The sequence below is a fragment of the Desulfosarcina cetonica JCM 12296 genome (assembly GCF_001311845.1).
GTDB lineage: Bacteria > Desulfobacterota > Desulfobacteria > Desulfobacterales > Desulfosarcinaceae > Desulfosarcina > Desulfosarcina cetonica.
Window position 1 is genome coordinate 18,340 of the sequence record NZ_BBCC01000070.1, and the last position, 11,004, is coordinate 29,343.

At 52.7% G+C, this 11,004-nt stretch carries 12 protein-coding genes and 1 pseudogene; 10 read left to right on the forward strand and 3 right to left on the reverse strand.

Annotated elements, in window-relative coordinates:
- Positions 1-187: 187 nt before the first annotated feature.
- A complete protein-coding gene (locus JCM12296_RS16530) occupies positions 188-886 on the reverse strand; it encodes a type 1 glutamine amidotransferase (protein ID WP_054695351.1) in 699 nt (232 codons plus the stop codon).
- Between the two features lie 116 nt (positions 887-1,002).
- Here JCM12296_RS16530 and JCM12296_RS42035 point away from each other — a divergent pair, with 116 nt between their 5' ends.
- The 5 genes from JCM12296_RS42035 to JCM12296_RS49165 all read left to right on the forward strand — a co-directional run bounded on the left by JCM12296_RS42035 (position 1,003) and on the right by JCM12296_RS49165 (position 3,914).
- Positions 1,003-1,197 (forward strand): hypothetical protein, encoded by a 195-nt coding sequence (locus JCM12296_RS42035; RefSeq protein ID WP_218188131.1) that lies wholly within the window; start codon positions 1,003-1,005, stop codon positions 1,195-1,197.
- Between the two features lie 65 nt (positions 1,198-1,262).
- A complete protein-coding gene (locus JCM12296_RS16535) occupies positions 1,263-1,865 on the forward strand; it encodes a TetR/AcrR family transcriptional regulator (RefSeq protein WP_083456214.1) in 603 nt (200 codons plus the stop codon).
- Positions 1,866-1,897: 32 nt separating this feature from the next.
- Positions 1,898-2,461: a NapC/NirT family cytochrome c gene (locus JCM12296_RS16540; protein WP_054695353.1), complete on the forward strand. Its 564-nt coding sequence runs from the start codon at positions 1,898-1,900 to the stop codon at positions 2,459-2,461.
- A 53-nt stretch (positions 2,462-2,514) separates the two neighbouring features.
- On the forward strand, positions 2,515-3,432 hold the full coding sequence (locus tag JCM12296_RS16545; RefSeq protein WP_306304054.1) for a multiheme c-type cytochrome: 918 nt from the start codon (positions 2,515-2,517) through the stop codon (positions 3,430-3,432).
- Positions 3,429-3,914: a hypothetical protein gene (locus JCM12296_RS49165; RefSeq protein WP_306304055.1), complete on the forward strand. Its 486-nt coding sequence runs from the start codon at positions 3,429-3,431 to the stop codon at positions 3,912-3,914. The genes JCM12296_RS16545 and JCM12296_RS49165 overlap by 4 nt, the downstream gene beginning before the upstream one ends.
- 103 nt (positions 3,915-4,017) lie before the next feature.
- On the opposite strand, the gene norR is transcribed toward JCM12296_RS49165, so the two are convergent.
- Positions 4,018-5,586: a nitric oxide reductase transcriptional regulator NorR gene (gene norR / locus JCM12296_RS16550; RefSeq protein ID WP_054695356.1), complete on the reverse strand. Its 1,569-nt coding sequence runs from the start codon at positions 5,584-5,586 to the stop codon at positions 4,018-4,020.
- Positions 5,587-5,818: 232 nt separating this feature from the next.
- On the opposite strand from norR, the pseudogene JCM12296_RS51450 reads away from it, so the two are divergent.
- The 5 genes and pseudogenes from JCM12296_RS51450 (at position 5,819) to JCM12296_RS16575 (ending at position 10,395) form a co-directional block, all read left to right on the forward strand.
- A pseudogene (locus JCM12296_RS51450) lies at positions 5,819-8,058 on the forward strand (nitric-oxide reductase large subunit).
- A gap of 38 nt (positions 8,059-8,096) precedes the next feature.
- A complete protein-coding gene (locus JCM12296_RS16560) occupies positions 8,097-8,654 on the forward strand; it encodes a hemerythrin domain-containing protein (protein WP_054695359.1) in 558 nt (185 codons plus the stop codon).
- A 104-nt stretch (positions 8,655-8,758) separates the two neighbouring features.
- Entirely contained in the window at positions 8,759-9,094 is a 336-nt protein-coding gene (locus JCM12296_RS16565; RefSeq protein WP_054695364.1) for a cupin domain-containing protein, read from the forward strand.
- 3 nt (positions 9,095-9,097) lie between these two features.
- Entirely contained in the window at positions 9,098-9,484 is a 387-nt protein-coding gene (locus JCM12296_RS16570) for a VOC family protein (protein ID WP_054695373.1), read from the forward strand.
- Positions 9,481-10,395 carry an NAD(P)/FAD-dependent oxidoreductase gene (locus tag JCM12296_RS16575; RefSeq protein ID WP_246804427.1) on the forward strand — a complete coding sequence of 305 codons (915 nt, stop codon included), beginning with the start codon at positions 9,481-9,483 and terminating at the stop codon, positions 10,393-10,395. The genes JCM12296_RS16570 and JCM12296_RS16575 overlap by 4 nt, the downstream gene beginning before the upstream one ends.
- A 325-nt stretch (positions 10,396-10,720) precedes the next feature.
- Here JCM12296_RS16575 and JCM12296_RS50570 read toward each other — a convergent pair whose 3' ends face one another.
- Entirely contained in the window at positions 10,721-10,984 is a 264-nt protein-coding gene (locus JCM12296_RS50570) for an ATP-binding protein (RefSeq protein ID WP_083456215.1), read from the reverse strand.
- Positions 10,985-11,004: the final 20 nt, after the last annotated feature.

Genomic DNA, 11,004 nt, shown 5'->3' on the forward strand with positions numbered 1-11,004 from the left:
TAGACGCAAATCGACATCAATGATTTAACTCAAAATTTACGCCAAATAAGTTCTTGAGCAAAGCTAAATTTTCCCATTATTGTGCAATCTCGGCAACAATCTGACAAAGCAGATAAATAACCCCTCCGCAAAAAAGCCACCTCTCTAAAAAAAATAGGTGACCGGCCAAATGCTTTTCTCGTTTTTTCTATTCAGCTTTAGCCGCTGTTAAAAAGGAGAGCACATCCTTCATTTGTCTGTTGATGGCCTGGTACTGCTCCGAAGAGGCAGAAAGAATCGTCGTTGCCGACTGTATGTATTCTGCAGGCTGCAATTCATCTTGGCAGTTTCTAACAATCTCATGGGCAGATGCCGGTGTCGTTTCAAGATGGAATTGCAATCCGATAACGTTTCTCCCAACCTGAAAGGCCTGATTTTCGCAGACCGCACTTGATGCGATTCTATTGGCGCCGGTTGGCAGATCATATGTTTCTCCGTGCCAATGGAAAACGGTTATCGTTTCGGGAAACTTTAATGTCTTTTTGCCAGCGGTAGCCGTTCCGTGTATTGGAAACCACCCGATCTCTTTAGAGGGATTTGGATAAACCTTGGATCCCATGGCGCTGGCAATGAGTTGAGCACCCAAACAAATCCCCAAAACCGGTTTGCCGGACATCATGATTTCGTGAATGAACCGTTTTTCTTCAGCGAGCCAGGGATATGTATTCTCATCATTGACACTCATGGGGCCGCCCATCACGATCAAAAAATCTATTGTGGCTGGATCGGGGAGCACCCACGATTTGAAAAATTGAGTCCGCGTAATGGAATGCCCGGCATTTTCGAGCCAAGGAGCGATGCTACCCAGGCCTTCAAATGGAACATGCTGAAAATAGTGTGCTCTCATGTTTGCCTCTCCTCAGTTAAAACAAACATTTTTATCAAATGGTGGAACGCCCTTCAATTTTAAAAGGTTTGCTTTGATTGGAATAAATCAGTTAATACAACGAAAACCCCGCGTGATTGACTTATATCAAAGCCAAGCGACGTTCCTTATTTAATGTCGGCGGTTGGATTGAAGGGTGTGATCTCGATTTTGAAATGGTGCCCACGGACGAACCTGACGCGTTGAAAGGCGGGACTGCTGCATCTTGCGCCTTTGGCCAGGCAAACACCTTGTTAAGAAAAACATGGGCGTTGTCAAATATTTACAAATAAAATCAATCTATTTGACAAGCGCGACAATATTTATTATGTGAATCTATATTCACCTATTACCCGTGATGACAAAAAAACGTTTCGGAACAGCTGTTCGCCACGACCAGATCGCTGAAGCGGCATTGGACATCGTCCGCTCAGATGGCACCAGGGGGCTCAATGTCGCTGAAGTGGCAAAACGGGTTGGTTTGGTTCCATCAGCCGTATACCGGCATTTCAAAAATAAAAGTGAGATTGTTGATGCTGTATTGGCGCTGATCCAAAAACGCCTAAATCATAATTACGAGTGTGTGATTCAACGGGATCTTGAACCACTCGAAAAGCTGAACCTACTTCTAACCGAGCACGTTGCACTGATTTGCAGTAACAATGCAATTCCAAGGATGATTTTCTCAGAAGAGGTCATCGGTGGGATGCCTGAGAAGCAGCAGCAACTCTATGGAATCATCCGTGATGTGATCAGAAACGTTTCCTCGGTTGTTGTCGATGGTCAGAAAAAGGGTTCCATTCGTAAGGACATCCCTGCCGAGAATATCGCCGTTTCTTTCTTGGGGATGATTCAGCCAGCGGCAATCATCTGGAGCCTGAGCGATGGTGAGTTCGACTTGGCTCAACATAGCAAGAATGCGTGGACGCTTTTTCTACATGCTATTCAGTGTTCACCTTGACAATCTGAAAAAAAGTGAATGATGGGGGCACCATGAGAAAATACGTGATTGCAGCCATCCTTGTCGGTATTGGCATTATAATCGCTTTTCCCCTCTTCAGCATGACCTACTACACCATGGTGAGAACATCCACGCCGGAGTTCTGCGCCTCCTGCCACGAGATCCAGCCGGCGGTGATGGGTTGGCGCGCCTCCACCCACGTGAACAATGCCCAGGGATTCGTGGCCGACTGCATGGATTGCCACCTGCCCGCACCGCATAAGACCTTCGATTTTTTCTTCGCCAAAACCATGCATGGCGCCAAGGATGTGATCAAGCATTTCACCATCAAGGAATACGATCGCCGTGAAAATCGGCAAGCGGCTTATGCATCCTTCACCAACGATCAGTGCCAGAAATGCCATCGCAATATTTTGGCCATGCCGGACAAGCGTGGTGCCATGCTGGCCCACCGTAGCGTGCTCTATCCCCGCCCGGGATATGAGAAAAAGTGCGTGGATTGCCACTATGACTTGGTGCACAACGACCAGGCGACCATCATGTATAAACAGTACCGGCAGCTGCCCTACCAGGCCAAGGGACTGAGAAATCTTTAACCTCATCGCACGAATAGCCGTTTAACATTTTTTTGATGAAAGGAGCGACAACCATGAGGCGACGAAAGTTGTTTGTCTGTTCGGGGCTGGTGGTTGCGCTGCTGGCCATGGCCGGCAGCCTGTCACCCGCCTTGGCGCAATCCAACTTCGCCAAGGCGAAGGAGTACCGCATCGAACGCAGTGTGCCCCCGGAAGCCGTGGCCTGCATCGAGTGCCATAAGGCTATCAATCCGGGCATTTTCGACGATTGGGCGCAAAGCCGGCATGCCAGTGCCAACATCACCTGCCTGGATTGCCACCTGGCCCAGCCCGGTGATCAGGACGTGGCCACGGCACATGAAAAGAATTACGCCCGCACGGACCTGCCCTACGGTGAAGAGAAATACAAGGTGCCCATCGCCACCGTCGTCACCCCCAAGGATTGCTCCCGCTGTCATCCGGACGAAGTAACCCAGTACAGCAAGAGCAAACATGCCAATACGCTTGAGGTCATATGGAAAATAGACCCCTGGCTGAACAAGGGGATGAATTCGGACAACGAGCGCAAGGTCGGCTGCTATCACTGCCATGGTACGGTAGTGGCTATTGATGACACTGGCAACCTGGATCGTACCACCTGGCCCAATGTGGGTGTGGGGCGGCTCAATTTGGACGGCAGCAAGGGATCGTGCACTTCCTGCCACACCCGCCACCGCTTTGCCGTGTCCGAGGCAAGGAAACCGGAAGCCTGCGACTCCTGCCACCTTGGGCCGGATCATCCCCAGATCGAAATCTACAATGAGTCCAAGCATGGCACCATCTACCATGCCTTTGGAAACAAGTTCAATTTTGACGCCGCCCCCGGTACCTGGACGGCCGGAACCGACTACCGGGCTCCCACCTGCGCCGCCTGCCACATGAGCGGCACCGGCAAGGTCATGGGCACGCATGATGTCACCGAGCGCATCTCCTGGGAAACCCAGCGCCGTTGACCATCCGGCCGGCCGATTTCAAACCTTTCCCCGCCGGGAACGACTGGCAGGTAGAGCGGGATAAAATGAAAAACGTCTGCCGCGCCTGCCACAGCGATGGATGGATCAACGACTTCTACGAGGGCTTTGACAAGGCCGTGCAGGAATATAACGATGTCTATTTCAAACCGGCCAAGGCCAAGATAGACGAACTATACGACAAAGGCCTGCTGGATAAGACCAAGTATTTTGATGAGCATCTTGAATTGCAGTTTTACGAACTATGGCACCACGAAGGCCGGCGAGCTCGCATGGGCACGATGATGATGGCTCCGGACTATGCCTGGTGGCATGGATTCTACGAATGCAAAGCGCGCTATAATGTCATCATGGAAGAGGCCGAACACCTGATCAAAACCGGAGAAAAGGCTTATATCTATCCCAACTATCCCAACGCCACTGGGGATACGACAAAGCCTGAAAAAATCTTCGGCAAACAATAACAAATAAAATTTTGCCGGCCTTCATCTCCGTTTTGGGGATGACGGCCGGCATTTTCTTTTTTATGTAAGGGGCGCAATCCTCGCCCACAGTTCCTGAGAATAGCTATCGTTCGTCACCCCCATGGAGCACACCCAGCCGTTTTGCCAGGTTATAAAGGTTGCTCCGATTGAGACCCAAATCCCGGGCAGCAGCAGCCACGTTTCCACGGTTCTGTTCGATCGCTCGTTGGACGAGCTTCCGTTTAAAATTCTCAACCTCGATATTGAGCGAAAGGTTCGCGCTCTTTCCGCCGTTTCGGTAGACTGCCTCATCACCCACTGAAGGCCCCGCCGGCATCATATCACCGCCCAGATGGACGGGATTGATGATGACCGGTTCGCCTCGCTGCAATTCGGCGGAGGCCTTCAGCACCGCCCTTGAAATCACATTTTCCAGTTCCCTGACGTTCCCCGGCCAATCATAGCGGGCCATGGTCTCGTAAGCCGCGGGGCTGATCCTGACAGCGCCCAGGCCTAACCGACGCTGAATACGCTCGCAGAAATGGCCGGTTAAAAGTGGAATGTCTGCTTTGCGTTTTTCAAGGGACGGCACCTTGATTGGGTATACGTTCAACCGGTGATATAGATCGGCACGAAATCGTTTGGCCTCTACCTCCTGTTCGAGATCCCGGTTGGTAGCGGCCAGTAGACGCACATCTACATGTAGGATCCTGTCCGATCCCACGCGCTGGATTTCACCTTCCTGAATGGCCCTGAGCAGCTTCGGTTGAATGGACAGGGGCAGTTCGCCGATTTCATCGAGAAAAAGGGTGCCCTTGTCAGCCAGTTCAAATTTCCCGGCCCGATCCCGGTTGGCCCCTGTGAAGGCACCTTTGGTATGGCCGAACAATTCGCTCTCGGCCAGGGTTTCGGGCAGGGCGGCGCAATTCAGGTAAAGCAGGGGATCGTCCCGGCGGTCGGAGGCGGCGTGAATGGCACGGGCCACGAGTTCCTTGCCGACACCGGTTTCACCCAACACCAGAACGGTGAAGTCGGAACGGGCAACCAGGTCGATCTCCCGCCGCAGGTGCACCATGACCGAACTGTCTCCCAATATCTGGGTGCCCTGACGCAGATGGATGTCATGCATCAGGTCGCTGGCGATCTGTCCTTTGCGTTCGGCGCTTTTTTCCAGGGCATCGATCAGGTGGGCCGTTTGCATCCCGGCACCGGCCAGGGCGGCCACGGCCTCCAGGAAGTGCGGATCGATGTGGTCGAACGCATGGGGATCCAGCGCATCCGCCGTGAGGACCCCGATCAGCGTGCTATCGACACGCAGGGGGCAGCCCAGACAGGCGTGAATATGGCTCAAGGCGTCCACGTTGCCGGCCAAGAGGCCGTCGAACGGATCGGGCAACGGGTTGTCAGCCGCGAAACGCACCGGTTCGTGGGCATCGCAAATAATAGCCAACCGCGGATGATTGCTGCGCGCATATTGTCGACCCAGGGCATCCGGCAGCAGCCCCCGTGCGGCCAGCGGCACCAACAGATCGCCATCGACCCGCAGCAAGGCAGCTGCATCGTAGGGCAGCACCTTGCCGACGGCGGACAGGAGCCTGTCATGGCGATCCTTGGCGGTCATTGCCGCCGTCAGGTCCAGGGCAATGGAAACCAATGGTTCGAGTACGTTCATGTTGTGATTAATACAACATTGTTTATTGAATTACAACCCACTAAACGTTGTAAATCAAACAACATTGCAAATAACTTATTAAAAATAATGCATATTGTACTTGGCATGGCGGTTGCTCTTTCCTTGGTCAAAAGGTTGAAATCAACCCATTCAATTCTTTGCGAAAGGAAGCGCCATGAACGATACCAAACGATTGTGGATTCTACTGGGCACGGTAATCCTCACCACCTTGATGATTCTGGGATGGTTCGGTCATGAATTGTATCGGCAGGTGCCGCCCATCCCTTTGAAAGTGGCGACCCCGACCGGTGAGGTATTGATGACCAAGGCTGATATCCTCAAAGGCCAGCAGGCATGGCAGAGCATGGGCGGCCAACAGGTGGGGTCGATCTGGGGCCACGGTGCCTATCAGGCGCCGGACTGGTCGGCAGACTGGTTGCACCGCGAAGCCGTGGCGTTGCGCGATCTGTTGAGCGAACAAACCTATGGCAACAGCTTTGCAGCGCTATCCGACGGCCGGCAGGCGGAGATCGGCCAACGGGTGCGGTCAGAAATGCGCCGCAACACCTTTGATCCGCAAACCGGCATCCTGACCCTGTCTCCGGCGCGCGTCGCGGCAATTGCCCAAACTGCGGCGCACTATCAGGCGCTGTTCGGGGACGATCCGTCATTGTCGAAACTACGAGATGCCTATGCGTTGCAATCGCCCGCCCTTCCTGAAAAAAGTCGTCGAACAGCCATAAGCGACTTTTTCTTCTGGACCGCCTGGGCAGCAACAACCCAACGCAACGGCACGACTGTCACCTATACCAACAACTGGCCCCACGAGCCGCTGGTGGGCAACCAGGCCACCCCCGCCAGTCTGGTGTGGTCCATGGTAAGCATCGCGTTGCTCTTGGTCGGTGTTGGCGCATTGGTCTGGTACAAGTTGTTTTGGGACAGGCAAGAAGCGCCGCCTTCCCCGGCCGAAACAGACCCCTTGGACCGGATCGAGATCACCCCGTCCATGCGGGCCGCGACAAAATATGCCTTCACAGTGATTGCCCTGTTCGTTGTGCAGGTCCTCCTGGGAGGATTGACGGCTCACTACACGGTGGAGGGAAACAGCTTCTTCGGCATTCCCCTGGCTAAAATCATTCCCTATGCGGTGTCGCGCACCTGGCACATCCAGCTGGCCGTATTCTGGATCGCCACGGCATTTTTGGCTACTGGGCTATTTCTGGCACCGGCTGTGGGGGGACGGGAACCTAAATTCCAACGGCTCGGAGTAAACGTCCTTTTCGGCGCGTTGCTCCTGGTGGTGGCCGGATCGCTGGCCGGCGAGTGGCTTTCCATCCAGCAGGTATTCAGTCTCGATAGCGGTTTCTGGTTCGGTCTTCAGGGTTACGAGTATGTGGATCTGGGCCGATTTTGGCAAATCCTGCTTTTCATCGGCTTGGTGCTATGGCTGACACTGATGCTGCGTGGTTTGTGGCCGGCCTTGAAAGCACCTGGCATCGTCGCCAACTGGTGCTGCTGTTCGCCGGTTCGTCCGCAGCCATCGGGCTGTTTTACGGGGCGGGGTTCTTTTACGGCGCCAAGACTCATTTGACCATCATGGAGTATTGGCGTTGGTGGGTGGTACACCTGTGGGTAGAAGGCTTTTTCGAAGTATTCGCCACAGCCGCTCTTGCTTTCATCTTCACGCGCCTAGGTTTGGTCCGCTCTTTGAGCGCCACGCGCGCCGTGCTTTTCTCGTCGGCGATCTATCTCTTCGGCGGTATCCCCGGCACCTTTCATCACCTCTATTTCAGCGGCACGCCCATCTCCATCATGGCCGTTGGTGCGACTTTCAGCGCCTTGGAGGTGGTGCCGCTGGCATTGATCGGCTTCGAGGCCTGGGAGACCTATTCGACGTCCCGCATGGTAGACTGGATGGAGAAGTACCGTTGGCCCATCCGGTTTTTCATGGGTGTTGCCTTCTGGAACTTGGTCGGCGCCGGGGTGTTCGGCTTTCTGATCAACCCACCCATCGCCCTGTATTACATGCAGGGCCTGAACACCACGCCGGTCCACGCCCATGCGGCCCTGTTCGGTGTCTACGGCCTGTTGGCTCTCGGATTGACTCTCCTGGTCCTGAGGAGGCTCTACCCATACGGTGTATGGCGTGAAGGGCCGCTGCGCTTGGCCTTCTGGTGCATGAATGGCGGCCTGGTGCTGATGATCGGCCTGAGCCTATTGCCCATCGGCCTGATGCAAACCTGGGCCAGCATCGAACACGGGCTGTGGTATGCCCGCAGCGCCGAATTCCTGCAACAACCGATCATGGAAACCCTGCGCTGGCTGAGAATGATCGGCGACACGGTGTTTCTGGTCGGCGTCGGTGCCTTGGCTTATTTTGTCATCGGACTGATCACGGGTTGGTCGTATCAAAAAAAAGAAATTAACCGCGAAGCATCGCTTGATTCCATCGCAAAAGAACAACCGGTTTAATAAGAAACCATTACATATGATTCAAAAGGAGACATCCAATGGAAGCCATAGACGAACTCATCCTTGAACATGAAGCGGTCAGACAGGCCCTTGCCATCCTGAGAGCGATAGGTCGGCGCATTGAAGAAACCGGCAAGATATCCAATACCGACCATATGGAGCAGCTGTTCGATTTTTTTAGCACCTTTGTTGACCGGTGCCACCATGGGAAGGAGGAGTCGTTGCTTTTTCCCGCCTTGGAACGAGTTGGCATCAGCCGCGAAGGAGGCCCCGTCGGCGTCATGCTCAAGGAGCATCAACAGGGACGTGATTTGGTGGCCAAAATGCAAAATGCACTGTCCCGATATCGAAACGGGGATAGCCGTAGCGCCGAGGAATTCAAACGTTATGCGGATGATTACACTGAATTGTTGGATTTCCATATCGACAAAGAGAACAATGTGCTCTTTCGCCTGGCAAGAAATCATTTGTCCGCGGACGATTTAGTTGAAATGAAGCTTGGATTCGATCAAATCGAGGCGGAGAAAATTGGAGTTGAAAAACATGAGCGTTTTCACCAAATGTTGTCCGAGCTTGGAAATATCTATTTGCAGTGATTAGCTTTTTAAACATAGCGAATCAAACCCGGTTCGGGATTCAGCGGTGTGGTCGTTATGTTGCCATCGCGTCAACCCGATCGGGTAAAAGCAAGGAGGACCATATGAACGAACAAGCCAATGCACCCAAAGGCATCGCGTTTGACCTGGAAAGCCACATTGAATACGCCGCCGGCGCTGTGGTGAGCAAGACCCTGATCAAAAAAGATATCGGCAACATCACACTGTTTGCCTTCGATCAGGGGCAGGGGCTCAGTGAACACACGGCGCCCTTTGACGCCGTGGTCCACATCTTAGACGGAAAAGCGGAGATAACCATTGGCGGCCAGCTGCAAACCGTGAATGCCGGCGAGATGCTGATCATGCCTGCAAATATTTCTCACGCGCTTCAGGCCACGGAAAAATTCAAGATGCTATTGGTCATGATCCGAGGGGAATAGCTGATGACATTGCTATCCGTTGTAAAAAGGGCCAACACGATTCTTTACGCCAAGCGCTGGAAGGAGGCGGTGACCTTTTACCGTGATCGCCTGGGGCTTGAGATTGCTTTTCAATGCGATTGGTTTGTTGAATTTCGATTAACCCCTACAGCATTCTTGAGTGTAGCGGATCAATCCCGGGCAACGATAGCGAGTGCAGACGGCAAAGGTATCACCTTGTCATTCCAGATCGACAATCTTCAAACGGCGCATAACGCGTTTATCATGGATGGACTAGTGCCAACAAAGATTCGCTCCAACGTTATGGGAGCCGATGTGTTTTACCTTTTCGACCCGGAGGGCAACCGCATTGAATTCTGGAGCCCTTCGGTTCAAAGGAGAATAATATGAATAAAAATGAGTCCTACGATGTGGTGGTAGTGGGTGCCGGACCGGCAGGTCTTCAAGCGGCTATCCATGCATCCCGCAAAAAGGTGTCGGTGCTGGTGCTGGGAAAGGAGCACAAAAGCAGCCTGTTTCGGGCGCACGTGGAGAATCTGGTAAGTTTGTTCAATGCCACTGGCAAAACGATGCTGGAAACCGGCCGGCGGCAAGCGAAAAACTTCGGCAGCCAATTTATGGACGATGATATCTTAAAGATTTCCATGGACAATAGCCTCTTCATGTTCGAAACGGAAAGCGGTGGCCTATTCACATCCAAGTCCCTGATTCTGGCCACAGGTACTGCCCGGAACACGTTACGGGTCAAGGGCGAAAAAGAACTTGTCGGTAAAGGCGTCAGTTATTGCGTTGACTGTGATGGCAATTTTTTCAGAGGCGAGGAAGTGGCTGTGGTGGGCAGTGAAAGTGCTGCTGCTGATGGAGCCCTGACCCTGGCCGAGATCGCTGGAAAAGTGCATTTGATTTGTGACGATCTGAAGATCTCCGAGACATTGCTGGCAAAGCTCGATAGCAGCCAGGTAGTGGTGCACCGGGGGGCCAAGGTTAAAGAAATTTCCGGTCAGAAAGATGTCAATGCGATTGTTCTCGATGACGGCACAACGCTTTCCGCTTCCGGTGTATTCATTGAACTGGGGGCAAAAGGATTGATGGGGTTGGCTACATCTTTGGGCGTGGCATTGGATGATACGATGCGGTTCATTCAAACCGACAAATCCCAGTGTACCAATGTCCCCGGTATATTTGCAGCTGGTGATATTTGTGGCCCACCCTGCAGGTTGCCAAAGCCGTGGGAGAAGGGTGTGTCGCCGGTATCAATGCAGCCGACTATGCAAAAAAGTTATCGCCGACTAAATAATTGACTTTAAAATCAATCAAACGTGTTTGGAAATCTGGCGAGGGGTTTTCAGGACTGTCCAGGCATTATCGATGAAGCGGTCAACAAAGCGCTGCTGAATGAGATTTAAAGCGCAAGGGTGATATAGTAGGATTCAGAAGCCCCGTTGATACCTCTACGGTGTCGCTTCTACGGTAAATTGACTTAAACCGGGTTTACGTTCCATTGCTCCTTAAACCCCAACATCAATAGCATCCGGTACCAGTTTTGGTATGTCTGAAAGATTCATTTTTTTTAATGTTAAGCCACGAACACCTGGTAATCGCTGAGCATATCAGAATAAGGTGGTTTTATCGAACAGGGATTAAGAGGCAGAATCGACTGCCTTTTCCGGGCGTACTTTCCACCGCCACACCACCTCGGTGCACTCGCATAATACCTAACACCATCGCTAACCCGAGACCGCGGCCGACAAACTTGTGAGTAAAAAAAGGATCGAAAAGACGATCGAAGTCCTCCTGTGCGATTCCGCAACCGGAATCGCTAATAGCTAAGCACGCATGTGTCTTATCAGTCGGGTGCCAGTCAAGAGGAAACCGATGAAATCCCGACATCTCAACCAAGGAGCACGTGG

Bases quoted from the DNA above. Each gene is read 5' to 3' on its own strand.
- JCM12296_RS16530 (WP_054695351.1), bottom strand. From the start codon at position 886: ATGAGAGCACACTATTTTCAGCATGTTCCATTTGAAGGCCTGGGTAGC.
- JCM12296_RS16535 (WP_083456214.1), top strand. From the start codon at position 1,263: ATGACAAAAAAACGTTTCGGAACAGCTGTTCGCCACGACCAGATCGCT.
- JCM12296_RS16540 (WP_054695353.1), top strand. From the start codon at position 1,898: ATGAGAAAATACGTGATTGCAGCCATCCTTGTCGGTATTGGCATTATA.
- JCM12296_RS16545 (WP_306304054.1), top strand. From the start codon at position 2,515: ATGAGGCGACGAAAGTTGTTTGTCTGTTCGGGGCTGGTGGTTGCGCTG.
- norR (WP_054695356.1), bottom strand. From the start codon at position 5,586: ATGAACGTACTCGAACCATTGGTTTCCATTGCCCTGGACCTGACGGCG.
- JCM12296_RS16560 (WP_054695359.1), top strand. From the start codon at position 8,097: ATGGAAGCCATAGACGAACTCATCCTTGAACATGAAGCGGTCAGACAG.
- JCM12296_RS16565 (WP_054695364.1), top strand. From the start codon at position 8,759: ATGAACGAACAAGCCAATGCACCCAAAGGCATCGCGTTTGACCTGGAA.
- JCM12296_RS16570 (WP_054695373.1), top strand. From the start codon at position 9,098: ATGACATTGCTATCCGTTGTAAAAAGGGCCAACACGATTCTTTACGCC.
- JCM12296_RS16575 (WP_246804427.1), top strand. From the start codon at position 9,481: ATGAATAAAAATGAGTCCTACGATGTGGTGGTAGTGGGTGCCGGACCG.
- JCM12296_RS50570 (WP_083456215.1), bottom strand. From the start codon at position 10,984: ATGTCGGGATTTCATCGGTTTCCTCTTGACTGGCACCCGACTGATAAG.